Origin of the sequence: Mesorhizobium sp. M8A.F.Ca.ET.207.01.1.1 (assembly GCF_004794715.1) — a bacterium.
Classification (GTDB): domain Bacteria; phylum Pseudomonadota; class Alphaproteobacteria; order Rhizobiales; family Rhizobiaceae; genus Mesorhizobium.
This window is the reverse complement of the sequence record NZ_SRUS01000014.1, coordinates 81,721-101,390: the sequence shown is the minus strand read 5'-3', so window position 1 is coordinate 101,390 and position 19,670 is coordinate 81,721. Positions and strand designations below refer to the sequence as shown.

The 19,670-nt window shown below is 59.7% G+C and carries 16 protein-coding genes, 4 pseudogenes and 1 riboswitch; of the genes and pseudogenes, 13 read left to right on the top strand and 7 right to left on the bottom strand.

Translation table 11 applies throughout. The annotated features are described in order from the left end of the window. Positions 1-196 precede the first annotated feature (196 nt). Positions 197-1,150: a TauD/TfdA family dioxygenase gene (locus EN850_RS30400; protein WP_127322137.1), complete on the bottom strand. Its 954-nt coding sequence runs from the start codon at positions 1,148-1,150 to the stop codon at positions 197-199. Between EN850_RS30400 and EN850_RS37405 the strand changes: the two are divergent. The 3 genes and pseudogenes from EN850_RS37405 to EN850_RS30385 form a co-directional block, all read left to right on the top strand. After that, positions 1,065-1,250 (top strand): annotated as a pseudogene (locus tag EN850_RS37405) (pyridoxal-phosphate dependent enzyme); the annotation flags it as partial. The gene EN850_RS30400 and the pseudogene EN850_RS37405 overlap by 86 nt on opposite strands. Before the next feature lie 275 nt (positions 1,251-1,525). Then, positions 1,526-1,688: pseudogene (locus tag EN850_RS30390) on the top strand (thioredoxin domain-containing protein); the annotation flags it as partial. A gap of 41 nt (positions 1,689-1,729) precedes the next feature. After that, positions 1,730-3,184, top strand: a complete 1,455-nt coding sequence (locus EN850_RS30385; RefSeq protein WP_024504270.1) for a glutamate synthase subunit beta — start codon at positions 1,730-1,732, stop codon at positions 3,182-3,184. Between the two features lie 69 nt (positions 3,185-3,253). On the opposite strand, the pseudogene EN850_RS37400 reads toward EN850_RS30385, so the two are convergent. After that, positions 3,254-3,448 (bottom strand): annotated as a pseudogene (locus EN850_RS37400) (DUF459 domain-containing protein); the annotation flags it as partial. A 1,201-nt stretch (positions 3,449-4,649) separates the two neighbouring features. Continuing rightward, complete coding sequence (locus EN850_RS37915) at positions 4,650-4,958, bottom strand: helix-turn-helix domain-containing protein (protein ID WP_236473435.1); 309 nt, start codon at positions 4,956-4,958, stop codon at positions 4,650-4,652. 364 nt (positions 4,959-5,322) lie between these two features. Between EN850_RS37915 and EN850_RS37395 the strand changes: the two genes are divergently transcribed. Next, entirely contained in the window at positions 5,323-5,565 is a 243-nt protein-coding gene (locus EN850_RS37395; protein WP_224571023.1) for a hypothetical protein, read from the top strand. Between the two features lie 82 nt (positions 5,566-5,647). Here the strand turns inward: EN850_RS37395 and EN850_RS37390 are convergent, their stop codons facing one another. Further along, positions 5,648-6,031, bottom strand: a complete 384-nt coding sequence (locus tag EN850_RS37390) for a hypothetical protein (RefSeq protein ID WP_245511838.1) — start codon at positions 6,029-6,031, stop codon at positions 5,648-5,650. Positions 6,032-6,617: 586 nt separating this feature from the next. Here EN850_RS37390 and EN850_RS30365 point away from each other — a divergent pair. Continuing rightward, a pseudogene (locus EN850_RS30365) lies at positions 6,618-6,839 on the top strand (insulinase family protein); the annotation flags it as partial. Positions 6,840-6,896: 57 nt separating this feature from the next. Next, positions 6,897-7,955, top strand: coding sequence for a class I SAM-dependent methyltransferase (locus tag EN850_RS30360; protein WP_127873394.1), 1,059 nt, complete (start codon positions 6,897-6,899; stop codon positions 7,953-7,955). Between the two features lie 611 nt (positions 7,956-8,566). On the opposite strand, the gene EN850_RS30355 is transcribed toward EN850_RS30360, so the two are convergent. The 3 genes from EN850_RS30355 to EN850_RS30345 are packed head-to-tail and all read right to left on the bottom strand — an operon-like array spanning position 8,567 to position 13,025. After that, the gene (locus EN850_RS30355; RefSeq protein WP_063169411.1) at positions 8,567-9,622 is read right to left on the bottom strand and encodes a hypothetical protein; all 1,056 of its coding nucleotides are present in this window, start codon (positions 9,620-9,622) and stop codon (positions 8,567-8,569) included. Beyond that, positions 9,619-11,685, bottom strand: a complete 2,067-nt coding sequence (locus EN850_RS30350; protein ID WP_127873393.1) for a hypothetical protein — start codon at positions 11,683-11,685, stop codon at positions 9,619-9,621. The genes EN850_RS30355 and EN850_RS30350 overlap by 4 nt, the downstream gene beginning before the upstream one ends. A gap of 2 nt (positions 11,686-11,687) precedes the next feature. Further along, complete coding sequence (locus EN850_RS30345) at positions 11,688-13,025, bottom strand: metallophosphoesterase (protein ID WP_127873392.1); 1,338 nt, start codon at positions 13,023-13,025, stop codon at positions 11,688-11,690. A gap of 491 nt (positions 13,026-13,516) precedes the next feature. Between EN850_RS30345 and EN850_RS30340 the strand changes: the two genes are divergently transcribed. From EN850_RS30340 to EN850_RS30305, 7 genes are all read left to right on the top strand, one after another. Then, positions 13,517-13,780: a hypothetical protein gene (locus EN850_RS30340; RefSeq protein WP_082826710.1), complete on the top strand. Its 264-nt coding sequence runs from the start codon at positions 13,517-13,519 to the stop codon at positions 13,778-13,780. Positions 13,781-14,097: 317 nt separating this feature from the next. Next, positions 14,098-14,214, top strand: a riboswitch (TPP riboswitch). 103 nt (positions 14,215-14,317) lie between these two features. After that, positions 14,318-16,153: a phosphomethylpyrimidine synthase ThiC gene (thiC, locus tag EN850_RS30330; protein ID WP_063169414.1), complete on the top strand. Its 1,836-nt coding sequence runs from the start codon at positions 14,318-14,320 to the stop codon at positions 16,151-16,153. Next, a complete protein-coding gene (thiO, locus tag EN850_RS30325) occupies positions 16,150-17,151 on the top strand; it encodes a glycine oxidase ThiO (protein WP_127873395.1) in 1,002 nt (333 codons plus the stop codon). The genes thiC and thiO overlap by 4 nt, the downstream gene beginning before the upstream one ends. Further along, positions 17,120-17,317, top strand: coding sequence for a sulfur carrier protein ThiS (gene thiS / locus EN850_RS30320; protein ID WP_024504260.1), 198 nt, complete (start codon positions 17,120-17,122; stop codon positions 17,315-17,317). Before thiO ends, thiS begins: the two co-directional genes overlap by 32 nt. A 1-nt stretch (position 17,318) precedes the next feature. Beyond that, positions 17,319-18,092, top strand: coding sequence for a thiazole synthase (locus tag EN850_RS30315; RefSeq protein WP_024504259.1), 774 nt, complete (start codon positions 17,319-17,321; stop codon positions 18,090-18,092). Next, complete coding sequence (locus tag EN850_RS30310; RefSeq protein WP_127873391.1) at positions 18,089-18,694, top strand: thiamine phosphate synthase; 606 nt, start codon at positions 18,089-18,091, stop codon at positions 18,692-18,694. Before EN850_RS30315 ends, EN850_RS30310 begins: the two co-directional genes overlap by 4 nt. Further along, entirely contained in the window at positions 18,685-19,500 is an 816-nt protein-coding gene (locus EN850_RS30305) for a hydroxymethylpyrimidine/phosphomethylpyrimidine kinase (protein ID WP_127808891.1), read from the top strand. The genes EN850_RS30310 and EN850_RS30305 overlap by 10 nt, the downstream gene beginning before the upstream one ends. Positions 19,501-19,670 lie beyond the last annotated feature (170 nt).

Genomic DNA, 19,670 nt, shown 5'->3' with positions numbered 1-19,670 from the left:
GGGACCTGTACCGCTGCAGCGGGGCCACGAGCAGCGACTCGAGCCATGCGCCACGCTGCAGGACCTCGATTTCGGGCCAAGCCTCGAGCCCGCAACTCGCCTTGCTTCTCGGAAATCATAAGGCTTTGTGGGGCGGTTAAGCAGCGCGATATGGCCGCGGCGATACGAAGTTTTCATCTTTACCCTGTTCAGACGGTCAGGCTGCCTTCGCCGCCGGCTTGGCTGCCTTGACATGGGTTATACTGCGGCGACCGTCGACGCCGATCGGAACGTCACCGTCAACCGTAGCGCGACGCACAACCCGGTGCTGGTCGCCATAGTCGTTGACCGCATAATGCTGGTTAGCACGGTTGTCCCAGATAGCGACGTCGCCTACTTGCCAGCGCCACCGCACGGTATTTTCCGGGGCAGTGACGTAGGACTGGAACACCTCGTAGAGTTTGGCGGAATCGCTCTTGGAAAGGCCGACGAGGCGCTGCACGAAATTGCCGAGCAGCAGCGACTTCTCCCCGGTTTCCGGATGGACGCGCACGACCGGATGCTCGGTCTCGTAGATCGTCGATGTGAAAACTTCCTCGAAGTGCTTCTTCTCTTCGGCTGTGGCGCGCGGGCGCACGGCTGCGTAGTCGTAGGCATTGCTATGAATAGCCCACAGATTGTCCGCCAATATTTTGAGCGGCGCCGGCAGATTCTCGTACGCGGCGTGCGTGTTGGACCAGATCGTGTCGCCCCCCGCCGCCGGAATGACGACGCCACGTAGGACCGAGAATTTCGGATAGGCATCGACGAAAGTCACATCGGTATGCCACTGGTCTGGCCTGCCACCGCCACGGCCGGAATCGAGATTGAGGATTGAGGCCGTGCCGGCTGCCGGCCCCTGCGTGGGATGAGGTACAAGGTTACCCAGACGCCGCGCGAACAATTCCTGCTCCGCATCGTCGAGATGCTCCTGGCCGCGGAAGAAGATCACCTTGTGTTTTAGAAGAAGCTGGTTGATGGCTGCTATCGCTGCGTCCGAAAGGTCTCCACCAAGGCGAACGCCTCTGATTTCAGCTCCAACACGGCTGGTCAGCGGTACAACGTCGGAGTCAGGAATTCTCTTCGTCAAGCTCGAAAGCCAAAATCCCGGCGGATCGATCAAGGATCGCATTGCGTTGTCGATGATCGTTAATGCCGAACAGCGTGGCCAGCTCGCGCCGGGCGGTACAATCATCGAAGCGACCGCTGGCAACACAGGGCTCGGCCTGGCCTGGCGGCACGAAGCGCGTGATCGCGTGTCCAAAAGCTGACAGCGTCAGACAAATGTCAGGTTCATTACAACCAACATCTGGGCACTGACGAGGTTTTTCGAAGCAATGGGCGCTAACTGCGCGCTGAGCGCGTTGGCATGGCTTTTGAGACTGAGTGACTGTGACTGCACTTAATGGGGCAAGACGAGCGATGCGCTCCTCCCTGAACCCGTGTGCCGTCTCTGAGAGGAAACCAGCTCGTGCAGAAACCTTTGGAAATAGCTTTGGACCGCAACGTGGTATTGCAGATGGAGTCCCCGGCTCCTTCGATTAGAGTCGAGAACTGGCTGCATGGCGAGCCCCTCACGAGCTTTGAGCCCGGCAAGTGTACATAGTCGAATTTTGGGCAACTTGGTGCGGCCCATGTGGGACGGGATGCCCCATCTGATCCAGCTGCAGGGCGTCGCCAGGCGCGCCATCTGGACAGCAGGAGCTGGACTATGGGCAAGGTAACAGGCTTTCTCGAAATCGACCGGCAGGTGCACAAGTACCAGCCGGCCTCCGACCGCATCCGGCATTTCCGTGAATTCACGCTGCCGATGTCGGACAAGGAGGTCGAGAAACAGGCCGCGCGCTGCATGGATTGCGGCATTCCGTTCTGCCACGGGCCAACGGGCTGTCCCATCCACAACCAGATCCCGGACTGGAACGACCTCGTCTACAATGGCGACTGGGACAATGCGATCCGCAACCTGCATTCGACCAACAATTTCCCGGAATTCACCGGCCGCATCTGCCCCGCACCTTGCGAGGAAGCCTGCACGCTGAACCTCGAGGACATTCCCGTCGCCATCAAGACGGTCGAGCAGGCGATCGCCGACAAGGCTTACGAGACCGGCCATATCAGGCCCTATCCGCCGGAGAAGAAGACCGGCAAGCGCGTCGCCGTCATCGGCTCCGGCCCGGCCGGCATGTCGGCTGCCCAGCAGCTCGGCCGCGCCGGCCACGACGTCCATGTCTATGAGCGCGAGAGCCGGCCCGGCGGGCTGATGCGTTACGGTATTCCCGACTTCAAGATCGAGAAGCACTATATCGACCGGCGCATCGAGCAGATGCAGGGCGAGGGCGTCACCTTCCATTGCGGCGTCAATGTCGGCGTCGACAAGCCTGTTGCCGAGCTGCTCGCCGAACATGACGCCGTACTTTATTGCGGCGGTTCCGAAACGCCGCGCGCGGCCGGCATTCCCGGCGACGATCTCGGCGGCGTGCATGACGCGATGCCCTATCTGGTGCAGCAGAACAGGCGTGTCGGCGGCGAACCGATCCAGTCGGTGGCGTGGCCGTCGCATCCGATCCTCGCCGGCGGTCAGCATGTCGTCGTCGTCGGCGGCGGCGATACCGCGTCCGACTGCGTCGGCACCGCCTTCCGCCAGGGCGCGGTCCGCGTCACCCAGCTCGACATCCGTCCGCAGCCGCCGGAAAAGGAAGACAAGCTTTCGGTCTGGCCCTACTGGGCGACCAAGATGCGCACCTCGTCCTCGCAGGCCGAAGGCGCCGAGCGCGAGTTTCAGGTGGCGACGCTCGAGTTCATCGGCGAAGACGGCCAGCTGACCGGGGTCAAATGCTGCGAGGTCGACGAAAAGCGCAAGCCGATCGCCGGCAGCGAATTCGTCATTCGTGCCGATCTCGCGTTCATCGCCATCGGCTTTGCCGGGCCAGCCGCTCGCGGGCCGGTGTCGGAACTGGCCGGCCAGATGAAGATCGCCATTGACAGCCGCCGCTCGAAGAATGTCGAGGCCAATGACCGGGACTACAGGACCAGCGTCGAAAAGCTCTATGCGGCGGGCGACGTGCGGCGCGGCCAGTCGCTGGTCGTCTGGGCGATCCGCGAGGGCCGCCAGGCGGCGCGCGCCATCGATGAGGCGCTGATGGGATCGAGCGTGCTGCCGCGCTGAGTCCGTCTCGAGACCCTACTTGTGCGGCCACCTGAAGGCGCTTTCCGCCCTTCCGCTGCCCCGGGCAGCTTACGGACTGATCGCCGTGGTCGTTTCGGTTGTGGCCCCGGCCGCAGGCTGCCGCCTTGGCGGCCAAGAAAAATCGTCGGCGCGGCCGGGCGAAGCAGCGGGCGCCTTGCCCTCGACGACGAATTTTTCACCGGGCCCGTCCGGCTTGGCCGGCGCTGCGGCACCGAGAAGTTCCGAACCGCCGTCGAGTGCCGGTGATTGCGAGTCGGCGTCGGTAGCCGGGTCGGCGGCCTCAGTCTTTTCCTTCGAGGGTGGACTACGTTACTGGCCAGTACCGGCAACGCATCGAAGGAACTTTACAATCATAAAGGTACGTCACTGGTCTCGCGGCTCACCTATGACGATCTAGACGCGCATTCGAGTGAAGTCTTCTTCAACGCGATCCACAATCCGACTGGCATTTTCGTAAAGGCCTCCTCGGTGCGGGCGGCATCAGGGAGGATTTTCTCATGACGAGGACTTCTTACGGAAATGGGGGGCTACTCAAACACATTCAGTGATCAGCGCGGGGGCGGCGTCAGCTATTTCACCGCCGATCTTGGATATAATTTCTTGAACTCACCGCGCTACCGCATCGGTGCTTTTGTTGGCAACAATTTCTGGCACGAGAGCTACGATGCTTTCGGTTGCACGCAGCAGGCGACCAACTGGGGAACCTGTGTGCCAACCGTCCCACCTACGTCAACCTCTCAGCCAGGACAACGATTGGCATTCGCTGCGACTCGGCTTGGCCGGGCAGACGCAACTCACCGAGCGACTCAGCCTTTCTGGTGACGTGGCGTTCCTCTTCACGCGGCTCGACGGCAAAGATCAGCACCACATGCGCCCAAGATCAAGCTAATTCCCGAAGACGGCGATGGGCATGGCGTCCAGCTCGAGGCGGTGTTGCGGCCGTGGCGAATAACGGCACCGCTCATTTCGAAGAGGCAATGGGCGGTCGTGGTTCCCCGCAGGCCGACGATTGGAAGGCAAAGCGCTACGGCGTTTTCGTGCAGGCTAGCATCAAGTTCAACTGAGAGAGCAAGAACCGAGGAGAGCGGCGATGCCACTCCAGCTCATTACGATCATTGGATCAACAGAAGGAAGTTTTCCGAAGAGTTTTGCAAGCGTGCGCAAAGTCGCCAGACAAAGTTCTCTCGGTCCATAGTGTACGTGCCGTCACGCCCGTTCTCGACATGGTTGAATGATACGTCCCGCGCGATCGATCAAAGTCGTTTTTCATTGGTTTTCCGGAAATCGCGGGGAGCACAGCGTGCTGTGACCCTCGCCTGCTGGTTTTCTGTCAACGCGCAGATGAGGGAGAATGAGCGTACAGCAAAAATCATCAGTGCTGTCGCTTTCGCCAAAGCCCGCCGCAGCTAAACGGGGTCCCACGCCCGGTAGCGCCCCCTGCCGGTCACCTCACGGATGCCGAGTTCGGCACCAGCCCGAGCGCAGCGCGCTGGCTAATTTTCAGCTCGGCCGCGACCAGACCTGCCGACACCAGCGGCCGCGCCAGCACCAGCTCGATCAGCGCCGGCAGGCTCGAGTTTTTGCGCCGGTTCCTGAGCCGGCGCTCCATCTGGCTTTTGGCCAGCGCCTGGATGATTGCAAGGCTGAAACAGTCGATGGAACGCCCCTCCAGCGAAGCCGAACCGGACGAGGCGCGCGCGCCAGGTCCTTCGGCTGCCATCGGCACGCTGGGTTTAAGTGCTTGGGGTGACACGGCGTGATCTCCGCCGTTGGCGGGAACAGGGCAGTGCAATAGTACTGCCCTGTTCCTTTTGATCAGAGGCCAGTGCGGATTTCTTCGGCAAGCGCCCTCAACGTCGTCTCGACGTCATCGCCGTTTACCATCTTCTGCATCGCCACGGCCCATGCGTTCATGGCTTCGCCGAAGCCGACACGCGGTGTGAAAGCCAGCGCGGCTTGGTCCTGTATCTTTTTGAAGCTGTCAACGAAGTTGTTGAACTCGGGCTGCGAAGCGTACTTAGTCCAGGTGTCGTCTGCCAGGTCGACGTGCGCGGCGGATTGACGAGCTGGCCAGCAAGGGCACCCTTGAGCGCCACCTGCTTGGAGGTGCCCACGGGATGAACAGCCAGGCCGTGCCCTTCTTTTCGGAAGCCGCGTTCATGGCGAGAGCCCAGATCCAGATGTCAGACTCCAAGCTCGTGGCGCTCGGTGCGTGCAGCGGCGGAGCGAAGGCGATCTTGCCGGATGCCGGCTTCCCCGCAACATCGTTCCAGAAGCCGAACATATTTGAGTCGATCGTCATCGCGCTGCGGCCGGACGCGAAGGAAGGAGCCGCGCACTTCTTGATCATGTCCACGTAATGTAGTCGTATCCAGCATCGGTAAGCTTCCAATCGCTCAGGTATTTGTCCAGCGGCTCCAGGGCGCCACTCGGAGCGAGGTCCTACGCGGGCTGAATGCCAGTGCCGAACACATCCCATGCTGGCGACTTCGTCGCAGTTGGATCGTCATCTTGTTCCAGTAAGAATCGTCTGGGTAGAGTTCCGGCGTGACCTTGATGCCGGGTCAGCTTCTCGAACTCCGGAAATTGCGCAGCGAGAGCATCCGCATAGGGGTGGATGTCGTAGGCCCAAGTTATGCTGGTCCCTTCGAATTGACGCCAGTTCACGGTGTCGGCAGCGGCCGAATTAGTGAGCGATGCCGAGACGGCAAAAAACGCCAAGTCAAAAGCAAGCTGTTTGCGAAGCGACGCGCACCTGTAACGAGTACGGGGAATGAGCGACCCATGTAATCCTCCCTGGGGCATTTTGCCAATTTTTGGGTCCACTCCTCCATCCCGAGTTCGCTCATAGCCACAATAAGCGGTTTCCAACGAGCTCGCTCTGAATGCACCAGGCCAACTGGGTAAAAACGGGTAACCGGCACTAAAAGGCGTTGTAGTATCGCCACCAGAAATACTGCTCCGTGGTGCTGGCCTTTGCCTGGGGGCGCAACACGGCAACTACCCGCTCAAAACGGTTGGTCCTCTACCTCTTATTCACCGTCGCTTTCCTCGCGGCCTAACCCGGCCGGAATATCCGTTGCCAGAAAAAGGCCTCGCGGCCGGTTCGAGGCTCATCCCTCCTCCGAAGCAGCACGCTCAAGTATCGTCACAAGCCCCGAGCGCTTCGCGTTCGGCGATGTCCAAATTCCGACAATGTCGGATACAGTCAGATCTACTGGATTGCGTTTGAATGGTTTTCTCATTTGGCACAGTACATGCGGGTCATCCGCAAAACACGTGACCGACCAACAAGAGTTCGCATGATCACCTTACCACAACATACAGCCGCCGCGGAACAATCACTTGGCCCCTGATCGCCCACCCCGGCACCACAACCGGAGTCATCGATGTTCTGACAGGCTGCCCAAGGATACCTGCTGCAACAGGGCTTGCCCTGGTGACGACCACTCCGGCTCCGCCGGTTACCGACGAGGGCAAAGTGACGGATTTCCTGCTTTTCAACGGCATGGAGGTGGCTGTCATTCCCGACCACCGCGCCGGTCGTCACCCATATGGTCTGGTGCAGGATCGGCAGCGCGGAATGAGCCGCCGGGGATATCTGCATGTCTTCGAGCATCTGATGCTCAAGGCGCCTCATGACGAGCACGGCTCCGTCGCTGGGAGAGATTGAACCCAAAGGGAGATTCAGATGTCTGAAGCGAATCAGGAAAAGTTGGACGCATTCTTGGGGAAAATGGTCGGCGATCTCGGTGCGATCGCAACGGGCGCGGGAGTCCTGCTGGGGGACAGACTCGGCCTGTTCAAGGCATTGCGCGAAGGCGGCAAGATGACGGCCGCCGAACTTTCGACACGCACCGGCACCCAGGAACGCCTCGTAAGGGAATGGCTTTCCGGGCAGGCGGCGGCGGGTTACGTCGACTACGATGAAGCGAGCGACAAATTCTATCTCAACGCCGAGCAAGAGCTGGTGTTCGCTGATGAAGACAGCCCGGCCTTCATGGCAGGCGCATTCGAGTTCCTGTCCGCGCTGTGGCTCGATGAAGAAAAGGTGAGGCAGGCATTCCAGTCCGGCAAGGGCGTCGGGTGGCACGATCATAGCGCGTGTCTGTTTCGCGGTACGGAACGGTTCTTCCGTCCAGGCTACAATGCCAATCTGATCGACTCCTGGCTGCCGGCCTTGGAGGGCGTCGTCGAGAAGCTCGAACGCGGCGTGGACGTCGCGGATGTTGGATGCGGTCATGGTGCATCGACCGTGCTCATGGCACAGGCCTTCCCCAATTCGCGCTTCGTCGGCTTCGACTATCATGCCCCTTCGATTGAGCGCGCCCGCAAGGCGGCCGAGGTAGCCGGCGTCCGCGTTAACACGCGGTTCGACGTGGCGGCCGCCAAGAGCTATCCCGGAACCTATGACCTCGTCACATTCTTCGATTGCCTTCACGACATGGGCGACCCGACGGGCGCCGCCACCCATGTCCACGGATCGCTCAAGCCGGACGGCACGTGGATGATCGTCGAGCCGTTCGCGCATGATCATCTGGCGGCGAACCTCAATCCCGTCGGCCGCGTTTACTATGCCGCTTCCACTTTCGTGTGCACGCCCGCATCCGTGTCGCAGGAAGTCGGGCTCGCGCTTGGAGCCCAGGCCGGTGAGGCGAGGCTGCGCAAGGTTGTGACCGGCGGCGGCTTCAAGCGATTGCGTCGCGCCGCGGAGACACCGTTCAACATGGTGCTGGAGGCCCGCCCTTAGCGTGGCCGTCGCCAGAAATTGCAGCTCATCGCATTTGATGAAGATCACCGCCAAAAATCCGGACGCATCGGGCACATTTTCAAGGCGTCTGGGTTCACGCAGAGGTCGCTGCCGAGTTGTGTGCCAAGAGTCCCATACGTTGCGGCTCAGAAAGGACCCCACGCACGGCGACGAACATGCCCATAGCGATGGCCGCTATAATCACATATGTCCACCATGGCGCGTTCACAAAGCTGGTAAGCCACGTCGCACCGAACGCGCTTACGACAAAAACGAGAGCCTCGATAAAAAGACTGAGCCTGTACACATTCAGTCGTCTCATCCTCATACCACCCATCCAAAGACTGAGCTTGTTGCGCTACTGCGACAGAGCCTAACATATTGGAGAGTGCTCACTATTTCTATGCTGAACAGTCTCGCCTGAGTATATGTTTTAGCTAGTCGCTAATTAGACGGAATTCTGCCAGTCTGCATTCCCCCCTGATCTGATGTAGAGCAGCTTCCAAGTGGGAATTAGCCCCCCATCGACCGGATCGGGCGACACGAACATGCGCTGAAGGCTTGGCGGAACGGCTACTGGGACCATGATGCTACTCGAATGCAAGATAGTGTCAGAACGTCCCGGGAAGGCTGCAGGCAGGGGATGTCAGGTCAATCAGCCTATAGATATGATACCGCCCATTCGCTGAGACTTCACGATGGGCATAGGAGGTGGGAATTCGTGCCTTGAGATGGACGCGGCTGTCGGAGCAGGCGAGCACGGCAGCAGCGATGGCCTGAACCTTCGGGCCGCTGACAAAAACGTTCACCACCGCACGCGAGCCGAACCCGTCGAGATACGTCTCGAAAGCATCGAGGTGGGCCATCAGCCCGAAAGCCTGGATGTCGCGAACTTCGCCATCTTCGAGCCGGTGGGTTTCACGTACCTTGGCCACCTGTTGATCGAGCAAAGCATCGATATGCGCATTCTTGTCGCTTCTTGGGACGAGGAGCGAGATCCGTTCCGGACTGACGATATCGATCAATCCGTAGAATACGTCGGCATCTCCTCCGATCCCCACGAGCAGGACTTTCTCTTCGCCCATTCCTCCGCTGCCTTGAAGATGAGGGACGGTGACGTATCGGTCCAAGCCGCTGGAAAAATCCTCTTTGCCGATCGCGTTCCCGTAGATACCTTCGGCGTACCCGAATTCGAGAGACTGAATCGACATTTTCTTGAATGCCACCGCAATCAGCCATTGGATGTAGATTCGCGGCATCGTCGAGCACTCGACGAAAACCTTCCGCAGGCTTCCTTCGTATGAGCCACATGAAGCGGCCATCTGAGTGAGCAGGTGATCGAGGAGATTGATGTTCTTCTGATACTCGATGGAAGGCTCGAGGGTGATCACAGTCACTTCGACGCCCCATCGGGTACCCATAGCGATGAGCTTTCGCCGGTTTTCTTCGACGGCTGGGACGTTCGCTTCCTTCAGAGCAAAGTCCAGAACCACGATCTTGCCGACCTTCAGGTCAAGATGGTTTTCGAACGCGGCGAAACGCGTTTCCCATCCAAGCGCGACGATCGCGATATCTGCCTCCATCGTTTCGCAGGTACCTGCATCTCTCGCCTTCTCGGTGACGGCCAGATGGCCGAAGACTCGATACTCGACAGTTGAAGCGGTCATTCGAGATCGCTCTCGAAAAGCGAGTGCTGGAATTCGGTCTTGAGTGCGGGCCGCGCGACGAGCTCCTTAAACACCGAGTCGGCCCAGTCTTCTGGGAGCCGATGCCTGGTAAAAAGCAGGTCGACCATCCGCGCCGCAGGGATTGTGTTGATTTCGTACGGGCCGCGATAGGAGAACCCGAAGTAAGGTGCAAATCGCCGATGCAATCTGATCATCATCTCCTTCGATGCGGGGTCGGCGCGGTCCACCTCAAAGTTGCCGGCGGCGGAGACCTCCCGGATAAACCCATCCCTTTCCGCCCGACGCAGGACCTCGTCCAGTTTTCCGCTGGGTTGCTCCAGTCGGTTCACCAGCGAGCGCATTTCCTTTAGATCAACCCTGAAAATGCCTCTCTCTGTCGTTCCTAGAGCATTTTCTTCGGCAAACTCTGTCTGGAGGCGAGCGGTCAGGTAACCCAACGCCCGCACCATGCGCACGCTCTCTTCTTCGTACGGATGTGAAAGCGCCTGAAGTCCATCAAGCTTCCGTTGAGAGGCGGCGTTCACAGCCTGTCTCTGCTGTTCGAGATGAATCTGTAAATCCGAGTTGATGAATTCCACCAGTTTTCGTGGATCACTGGAACTCGGAACACTGCGGCGGAAGATCTCTCCCATTATATCAAGGAAATCGCGTATACAGACGTCGCTCAATGATGTGATGATCTGGTGCCCTACGTACGGGTAGTCATGCAGACGCAGCATCTGGCACGCTTTCAGAAAAGCCCATCCCTGTTTCCGGGCGATCGACCTCTTCAGATTTGAAGCATCCGCCTTGCTCATGGGCCGGCGCTTAATTTCCGGGTTCATGAGCGCGAGCGCCAGCCCTTCGGCATAAGGGCGCGCTTTTCGATCAAGAAGGAATTGCTGCTGATCCGCCGTCCTCAAATTCACGGAGAGGAATTCACGTGCTGCATCAGCAAGTGCCACAAGCTCTTCTCTGCCCTCGGAATGACCCGATATGATAACCCGCTCGATGATGTCATTGACGGAAAGCCGCCCCAGCCGGTTTTTGAGCGAAAACGCGCTGAGCGCATCGTTGCGCTCGAGATCACTCCGCAGATGGTCAGGAAGCGCATAGTACAGCCGAAGCGACGACACGTTCTCGCACAGCGTGGCGAACTCCCTCGGATCGACTGAATCAAGATTCTCGACGTCCCGGTCAGCATTCGAGAGCGACTGGCCGGGTATGATCGTCCGGATCGTGTCGTAGAGGCCGCCGATGTAGGCGAGGACCCATTTCACGTTGCCGCGCGTCTTTCTCACCAAGGTGTTCAGGAACTGCTGTTGGAGCGGTGTCAGTGCTTCACAGTCGTCAATCAGTATCTTGAAGAAGGGCGCCCTGTCACCGGCGAAAGATGGGCCATTTAAAAGTGGAGTGATCGCGGTCGCGACCTTGTTAATGATCGCGCCAGGGTCTGTTGCTCTGAAGCCGGTCGCTCCGGCATCGGCGGCAAAGAAGAACGCGTTGAAGCATTCGTCGACGTACCGGGTTATCCCACCCCGCAGCTCATCGATGCTGAAGAAGTCGAGACGGGCAGGTTGGGGTATGAAGTGCAGCACTTCGCGATGCAGTGCCAGGGCGACGTCCCTATCTTCGGAGGCCCGGTATTTCAAGTGGCCGTCGCGTCTGAGCTGGCCGATGCTCTCGAGCAGGCGTTCGACTATCTTCAGCTCCAGATAGTGAGAGAAGATTACGAATTGCCGCGGGATCACGGCGGCCGTGTCGAAGCGTATCCGCTCCGGAATGAGGTTCAGAACGGCGTTGTCGATTAGGGGCGAGAATGTCTCATTGAGCTGGAAGAAGACGCCATACCAAGCGAGCTTGCCGACTTGGTCCGCGAGACTTTTGTCTTCAAGAATATGGACTGTGGAAAGCGAGCGAAGAATGCTGGTCTTGCCGCTGCCTCTCGTCCCTGCGACGAAGACCGGCTTGGCGGCGGCAGAAATCAACGCCGACTTCTGACTGAACCACAGTATCGGGCGGCTTTCGTACTCGATCCTGTTGGGGCCGAACGGATTCTCCATCGCTATTCGTCCCTTACCTTAATGCGCCAAGCCGAGTTTGCCTTGGTGAGGCCGTCTATCTCGATGAAGCGCGCCGCTTGGAGCATCAGAAGAGAGTCTTCCAGATCTAGCCCGAGCTCGGCGGAGGCAGCAATCTCAGTGATCTCGTCCCAGAAGAGTAACCCATTCCCGCGCCTGGTGGCATGGTCGCGCAGTCGGCGCAGCAGGTCAAACGTGTCGTTGTTCAGAAAGGCCTTGCCGTTGGACATGGTCGAAATAAAGCAATGTTCGCCTTCCATGACCGTCCCGTCGGCGACATTGGTGCGGTAGGGTATAAGTCGGATGCCGACGAGCTCTCCCTGATCGGTCGTGAAGAAGACGAGCTCATTGAAACCTGACTGTATCTCTGGTGCTGAGATGCAGATCAATTTGCCGTCCGGAAACCTTGGATCGTTGACGATCTCGACCGGATCAGCATGTATGTGTCCATGCAGGTAGACGATAGGCTTGTTGCCCTGCAGCAGCTGAGTTCTGACAAATCCGCTGTTGAGCATCTCCGCGTATGGCGTAATGCGCGGAGTCTTTTGTGGCAGCAGATTGTGATGGCCGATCATGATGCCGTAACGCATGTCGGGCTGCTGGAGCAATTCCTGTAGGCCTGCAAGCATCTCACGCGAGATGTATGGCGTGTCCATCTGACCGTAATACTCGTCGTCGGACGCCTCCTTGTCTGGATCGCTGGGAGGTGTCGCGGGCGAATGTCCCGAGATGTCCGGCGAGCCGAGATCTACAGGCTCTGTAGAAGGACTGAGTGCCTCGAGACGATCACGAAGGAACGCGGGAAGGTTTTGAAGCTCCCAACTGCCTATCGCTGTGTTGACGAGGATGAAGTTTGCGCCTGCGGATCCTGTCGGAAGTCTGAAGTGCACGGGTTGGTCCACGGGAACGGTCTGCCAACCCAAGCGGGCGGCTAAACTCGCCATTTCGCTGAATTTCTCAGTCGGTCCAAGTTCGCGCGCGTCATCACGGTTCACATCGTGATTTCCCGGTACGAATATCAACGGAAGCGCCTTTGAACTGCGTCCCTGTGCGCGGCAGAGCAACGTGAAATGCTGGAATGCCGAAGCAATGAAGGTCTTGTCGCCACGGCTCGTGAAATCCCCCATGAAGGCGATCGTATCCAAGGGCTTCGAAGTCGTCAGCCGCCGAAGTTTCGTCAAGACGGCACGCAGCGAAGACGCGCGTAGCTTCTGCGTTATTTTCGGAGCGAACTTGCTATCCTTGGCATCGATGTTGCTAGAGGAAGGATGCCAGTCCGGATAGTGAATATCGCCTACTTGAAGGATTCGCACCCGCCGCATAACTCGCCCCCCTGCCGAGAGCCATAGACTAATCCGTTCGCTTTTGCCAAGCGCGAACGATCATCCGCAGTGTCCTTAACGAGGTAGCCTGCACTTTTCGAGAATTGCCACGGCGGCTATTTTTCGGCTGTGAAGCACACGAGACCCGTGACGTGAGACCCAGTTGCTCAATGCCCAGTTGCTCAATGAGCTTTCTTACGAATAAGGGAGAATTTCCGCGGCCGGACTATCTCTGAGCGAGCGTGCATGACTGCCAACGGAAGGTCTTGCACGCACCCTTGCGATCTTGAGCAATGGTCGCCATGACTTTCTTCTTGCAGGCTTTTGAGTGGCCCAGCCTGCGATCACCAGACCCCACCGATTCTAAAGAGCGTGGCAGATGGGATAGTCGAGGTTGCCCGTGCACAGTCACGCTCAGGGCTTGCGCCGCCCAGAGGACACGCTGAAAAGGCAGATTGGGGCGCAAGCACGCCATTCACGAGAGGTTCGACATGAAGACCATGCAAGAAAAAGACATTCCGGCATTCGTACAAGCAGTTGTGGACGCCGGCTGCAAAATTTGCGCGATTGGCAACTTGGGATACGTCTTTGGCGATGCTGATTTCACGCCAGCGCAACGGAGGGCCGTCGAGCCACAGCTGCGTAGGATTGCTGAAATCTACGGCGAACGCGATCATCTCATGAACGAGATAGCTGTATATCTGCGGTCGATCGGACGCCATGTCGAGGTTGAGCCGAAGACAGGTATTTCCTGATGGCCGTGATCGCGAGAAGCCGTCTTCCAACCTCTGAATCCTAAAGGAGGTGACCCCCAAGGCCGTTCGTCACCTTCGACCAGAATAACCACATCCGTGACCGCCTGAGCTACTTGGTCGATACGCGCACATGGCCAATACAGTTTCTCCATCCTTCACGAAGCGAATGAGGCTTTGGCCATTCAGCCCCGGTCTACGGGGCGTGACTTGTCCCCGATGCATGCGCGAGCTCTCCGCCCGGCTGGCCGCCGGTCGTCGCCACCGGCCGAAGGCGCCCGAATGCGCTTGACAAGATAGCGTCAGCCCGTTCAACCTAAGGCATTCACCAGGGGAGTCCCGGCAAGGGGCTGAGATACTGCTGGCTTTCGCGGCGCAGTGACCCGTTGAACCTGATCCAGTTCATACTGGCGTAGGGACGGTGCAAGCGCTTTGCGGGAGTTTACGCCCGAGGTCCTGTTGCAGCAGGTCTACAGAAGCGTCTTTTCATCCTTCCGGCACAGAACTGGGTCTCCAATGCATGAGCAAAGGAGCCTCACGATGAATGCCCTCACCCCCGCCGTATCGACGGGACCACTGCCCGCCTCGCGGAAAATCCACAAGCCCGGCGTCCTCTACCCGCAGATCAGGGTGCCGATGCGCGAGATTTCCGTCCATCCGACGGCCGGCGAACCGCCCGTCACCGTCTACGATCCGTCCGGCCCCTACACCGATCCATCAGTCGAAACCAGCATCGAAAAAGGCCTTGCCCGGCTTCGCCACGAATGGGTCACGGCGCGTGGCGATGTCGAAGCCTATGACGGCCGCCACGTCCGGCCGGAAGACAATGGATTCGCCACCGGCGAGCGCCTGACACCGGAATTTCCGATACGCAATCGGCCGCTCAAGGCCAAGCAGGGCAAGGCGGTGACCCAACTTGCCTATGCGCGCGCCGGCATCATCACGCCAGAAATGGAGTTCGTAGCCATCCGCGAGAATCTCGGCCGCGAGGTGATGCGCGGCAAGCTGCAACGCGACGGCGAAGCCTTCGGCGCGGCGATCCCAGATTTCGTCACACCCGAATTCGTGCGCGACGAGGTGGCGCGCGGGCGCGCAATCATTCCCGCCAACATCAATCATCCCGAGAGCGAGCCGATGATCATCGGTCGCAATTTTCTGGTCAAGATCAACGCCAACATCGGTAACTCGGCTGTCACATCGTCGATGGCCGAAGAGGTCGAAAAAATGGTCTGGGCTATCCGCTGGGGCGCGGACACGGTGATGGACCTGTCGACCGGCCGCAACATCCACAACATCCGCGACTGGATCGTGCGCAATGCGCCGGTGCCGATCGGTACGGTGCCGCTCTATCAGGCGCTGGAAAAGGTCAACGGCATCGCCGAGGATCTGAACTGGGAGGTCTACCGCGACACGCTGATCGAGCAGGCCGAGCAAGGCGTCGACTATTTCACCATCCACGCCGGCGTGCGGCTGCACTACATCCCGCTGACCGTCGACCGGGTCACGGGCATCGTCTCGCGCGGCGGCTCGATCATGGCCAAATGGTGCCTGCACCATCACCGGGAGAGCTTCCTCTACGAGCATTTCGAGGAGATCTGCGACATCGCCAGAGCCTATGACGTCTCCTTCTCGCTCGGCGACGGCCTTCGTCCCGGTTCAATCGCCGATGCGAACGACGCGGCGCAATTCGCCGAACTGGAAACACTTGGAGAACTCACCAAGATTGCCTGGGCAAAGGACTGCCAGGTGATGATCGAAGGCCCGGGCCATGTCCCCATGCACAAGATCAAGCAGAACATGGACAAGCAGCTCGCAGTGTGCGGTGAGGCGCCGTTCTACACGTTGGGGCCGCTGACGACCGACATCGCGCCGGGCTATGACCACATCACCTCAGGGATAGGTGCCGCCATGATAGGCTGGTTCGGCACCGCAATGCTTTGCTACGTCACGCCGAAAGAGCATCTCGGCCTTCCCGACCGCAACGACGTCAAGATTGGCGTGATCACCTACAAGATAGCCGCCCATGCAGCCGATCTGGCGAAGGGCCATCCGGCAGCGAAAACCAGGGATGATGCCCTTTCGCGCGCGCGCTTCGAGTTCCGCTGGGAGGACCAGTTCAACCTGTCGCTCGACCCCGAAACCGCACGGTCCTTCCACGACCAGACCTTGCCCAAGGAGGCGCACAAGCTGGCACATTTTTGTTCGATGTGCGGGCCGAAATTCTGCTCCATGCGCATTTCCCACGACATCCGTGCCGAGGCCCAGAAGGAAGGCATGGCGGCAATGGCGGCAAAATACCGGGAGGGCGGCGATCTCTACATGCAGGCGGACGAGACTGGCGTACCGGTCGTGCCAGAGGCTCCCAAACCATCATGAGGGTGCTCGTCAAAGGGGCCGGCGTTGCCGGCCTCACCGTCGCTTTCGAACTCGCCGCCCGCGGCGCGACGGTCACCGTCGCCGAGATGCGGCATGGCCTTGGTGGCAACGCGTCGTGGTTCGCCGGCGGCATGCTGGCGCCATGGTGCGAGCGCGAAAGCGCGGAGCAGCCGGTGCTGGATCTCGGACGCGATGCTGCCGACTGGTGGGATGCGGTGCTGTCGGGTCAGGTGACACGGGCCGGGACATTGGTCGTGGCCGCGCCGCGTGATGCCGGTGAGCTTGACCGGTTCGCCAGTCGCACGTCAGGGCATCGGCGCGTCGATGAAAACGAAATTGCGCTCCTGGAACCCGACCTCGCCGGCCGCTTCCGGCGTGGATTGCTCTTCCCCGACGAGGCTCACCTCGACCCACGCCCGGCGATGGCGGCACTTCATGACAAGCTTGCGACCATGGGTGTCAAATTCCACTTCGGCTGCGACGCCCGGCCTGTTTCGGGATTCGCCCGTCAGATAGACTGCATGGGAATGGCAGCGGCCGATGACAGGCTGCGCGGTGTTCGCGGCGAAATGCTGATCCTTCGCACGCCTGATGTCTCGCTGTCGCGGCCGGTCCGTTTGCTTCATCCACGCTTTCCGCTTTATGCCGTGCCGCGCACCGATCACTGTTTCATGATCGGAGCGACGATGATTGAAAGCCAGAGCGCCGGACCGGTGACGGCGCGTTCCATGATGGAGCTGCTGGGCGCCGCCCATGCCCTCCATCCGGCCTTTGGTGAGGCCGAGATCGTTGAAACCGGTGTGGGTGTCCGTCCGGCATTTCCCGACAATTTGCCACGCGTCGAAACAGACGGTGAGATCATCGCGATCAACGGTCTTTATCGTCACGGTTTTCTCCTCGCCCCCGCCATGGCGCGCCAGGCTGCCGACCTGGTTTTCAGTCAAGACAGAACCAAGGAGCATGCTCATGAAACTGATGGTCAACGGCGAGGCGCGTGAGATTGCCGCCACCACGCTGGCCGAGTTGCTTGCCGCGCTCGACTATGAGGGCGATTGGCTCGCCACCGCCGTCAACAGCGACCTCGTGCACAAAGCCAACCGCGCGGAGTTCCAGTTGAGCGACGGCGACCGGATCGAAATCCTCTCGCCCATGCAGGGCGGCTAGCATGTTGGAGCTTTATGGAACCGAGCTTTCGTCGCGCCTGCTTCTCGGCACGGCTCAGTATCCTTCGCCGGCCATCCTTGCCGATGCAGTCAAGGCATCGGGCACGTCGGTGGTGACCGTCTCGTTGCGGCGTGAGATGGCGGGCGGTAGGGCCGGCGAACAATTCTGGTCGTTGATCCGCTCGCTGGGCGCCAGAACCCTGCCCAATACCGCCGGCTGCCTCTCCGTCAAGGAAGCCGTCACCACCGCGAAAATGGCGCGCGAGGTCTTCGGCACCAACTGGATCAAGCTCGAAGTGATCGGCAATCACGACACGCTACAGCCGGATGTGTTCGGTCTGGTTGAAGCCGCCCGCATCCTGTGCGAGGACGGCTTTGCGGTATTCCCCTATACCACCGACGATCTCGTTGTCGCCGAGCGGCTGCTGGAAGCGGGCTGCAAGGTCCTGATGCCGTGGTGCGCACCGATCGGTTCCGCCTTGGGACCGGTCAACATGACGGCGCTGCGCTCGATGCGCGGATATTTCCCTGGCGTCCCGCTGATTGTGGATGCGGGGCTCGGACGGCCGTCGCACGCGGCCACCGTCATGGAACTCGGCTTTGACGCCGTGCTCCTGAACACAGCGGTCGCCAAGGCGGCAGATCCGGTCGGCATGGCGCGTGCTTTCGGTAAGGCGGTCGACGCCGGTCGTGAGGCGTTCAGTTCGGGAATGCTCGAACCGCGCGACGTCGCCGTGCCATCGACACCGATGGTCGGCAGGGCCGTTTTTTCATGAAGCTCGATCCCTTCTACCTGATCGTCGACAGCGCCGCCTGGATCGAAAGGTTGGCGCCGCTCGGCGTCAAGCTGATTCAGCTTCGCATCAAAACCATGGATGAAACCGGGCTGCGCGCGGAGATCCGCAAGTCGAAGGCCTGGTGTGTCCAACAAAAAAGCCAGCTCATCATCAATGATTATTGGCGCCTGGCAATCGAGGAAGGCTGCGATTTCGTGCATCTGGGCCAGGAGGATTTGCAAACGGCCGACCTCTCGAGGATACGGGCAGCGGGCGTCAGGCTCGGATTGAGCACGCATGATCATGTCGAGCTGGAAACGGCCATGTTTGCCGAGCCCGACTATGTCGCGCTCGGTCCGATCTATCCCACCACTTTGAAGAAAATGAAGTGGGCACCGCAAGGGCTAGAGCGGATCAGCGAGTGGAAGCGGCGGGTGGCGCCGATCCCATTGGTCGCCATCGGCGGCCTCAACCCCGACCGCCTCGACGGCGTCTTTGAGGCCGGCGCCAACAGCGCCGCAGTGGTCACGGACATCACGTTGAGCTTCGACGCCGAAGCGCGCACGCGAGAATGGATCGAAAAGACGGACCGATGGCGATGAGACGAGAACCGCATGTGCTTGTCGTTGGCGGATCAGATTCCAGCGGGGGTGCTGGAATAGCACGCGACATCGAGACGATCTCTGCCGTTGGCGTGCGCACCTGTCTCGCCGTCACAGCGCTAACGGTGCAAACGCACGACGCCGTGATCGAAATCCATCATTCGCCACCCAGCATGGTGGCCAATCAGATGTGTGCCGCGCTACAGGCCAACGACGTAGCCACAATCAAGATCGGCATGCTGGCGACTGCCAAGATCATTGTTGCCGTTGCCGCAGTGCTGCGCAAATTTCCGCAAGTGCCGGCAGTACTCGACCCTGTGCTGGCCTCCACCTCAGGCCGCGCACTTCTGGAAGCAGGCGCTATCGCTGCCATGAAGCGCGATTTGATGCCGCTTTGCTGCATTGTCACGCCCAACCTTCCTGAACTGGCGCTCCTTACTGGTTCCGAACCGGCTTCGGATGAGGACGGTGCGCTCCAACAAGGACAAAGACTGCAGGCCGTCGGCCCTCAGGCCCTGCTGATCAAGGGTGGGCACGCGTCGGGTCCCCGATCGGCCGATATTCTGTTACGCTCCGATCATGAACCCATCCACTTCGACACGCCGCGCCTTGCTATATCGATGCGCGGAACAGGTTGCATGCTGGCCAGCGCGATTGCGGCGCATCTGGCGAAGGCGAAGTCGCTCGAAGATAGCGTGCGCGAAGGCAAGCTGTTTGTGTTCGAGAAGCTTCAGAAATGCCGGCTGAATAATCACAACGTTCTGCGTCCAGCCAAGCAGACCCATTTTCCAGAATTTTTCCCGTAGCGAGACTGGAGGGCTACTGCTTCTCTATGCCATCCTTACAACGCGTTGAGTTCCACTGTGCCGTCCAGAATTATCTGTCGTTGTCCAGAATTAAGCCGGGCTTAGAACTGAAACGAACCCGCCGAAAGGTACGAGCGGCCCTCACTCGATAAGGGTTACCAAACCTATTC

Bases quoted from the DNA above. Each gene is read 5' to 3' on its own strand.
- EN850_RS30360 (WP_127873394.1), top strand. From the start codon at position 6,897: ATGTCTGAAGCGAATCAGGAAAAGTTGGACGCATTCTTGGGGAAAATG.
- EN850_RS30350 (WP_127873393.1), bottom strand. From the start codon at position 11,685: ATGGAGAATCCGTTCGGCCCCAACAGGATCGAGTACGAAAGCCGCCCG.
- EN850_RS30400 (WP_127322137.1), bottom strand. From the start codon at position 1,150: ATGCGATCCTTGATCGATCCGCCGGGATTTTGGCTTTCGAGCTTGACG.
- EN850_RS30340 (WP_082826710.1), top strand. From the start codon at position 13,517: ATGAAGACCATGCAAGAAAAAGACATTCCGGCATTCGTACAAGCAGTT.
- EN850_RS30345 (WP_127873392.1), bottom strand. From the start codon at position 13,025: ATGCGGCGGGTGCGAATCCTTCAAGTAGGCGATATTCACTATCCGGAC.
- EN850_RS30310 (WP_127873391.1), top strand. From the start codon at position 18,089: ATGAAGCTCGATCCCTTCTACCTGATCGTCGACAGCGCCGCCTGGATC.
- EN850_RS37395 (WP_224571023.1), top strand. From the start codon at position 5,323: ATGAACAGCCAGGCCGTGCCCTTCTTTTCGGAAGCCGCGTTCATGGCG.
- EN850_RS30355 (WP_063169411.1), bottom strand. From the start codon at position 9,622: ATGACCGCTTCAACTGTCGAGTATCGAGTCTTCGGCCATCTGGCCGTC.
- thiC (WP_063169414.1), top strand. From the start codon at position 14,318: ATGAATGCCCTCACCCCCGCCGTATCGACGGGACCACTGCCCGCCTCG.
- EN850_RS30385 (WP_024504270.1), top strand. From the start codon at position 1,730: ATGGGCAAGGTAACAGGCTTTCTCGAAATCGACCGGCAGGTGCACAAG.
- thiS (WP_024504260.1), top strand. From the start codon at position 17,120: ATGAAACTGATGGTCAACGGCGAGGCGCGTGAGATTGCCGCCACCACG.
- EN850_RS30315 (WP_024504259.1), top strand. From the start codon at position 17,319: ATGTTGGAGCTTTATGGAACCGAGCTTTCGTCGCGCCTGCTTCTCGGC.
- thiO (WP_127873395.1), top strand. From the start codon at position 16,150: ATGAGGGTGCTCGTCAAAGGGGCCGGCGTTGCCGGCCTCACCGTCGCT.
- EN850_RS30305 (WP_127808891.1), top strand. From the start codon at position 18,685: ATGGCGATGAGACGAGAACCGCATGTGCTTGTCGTTGGCGGATCAGAT.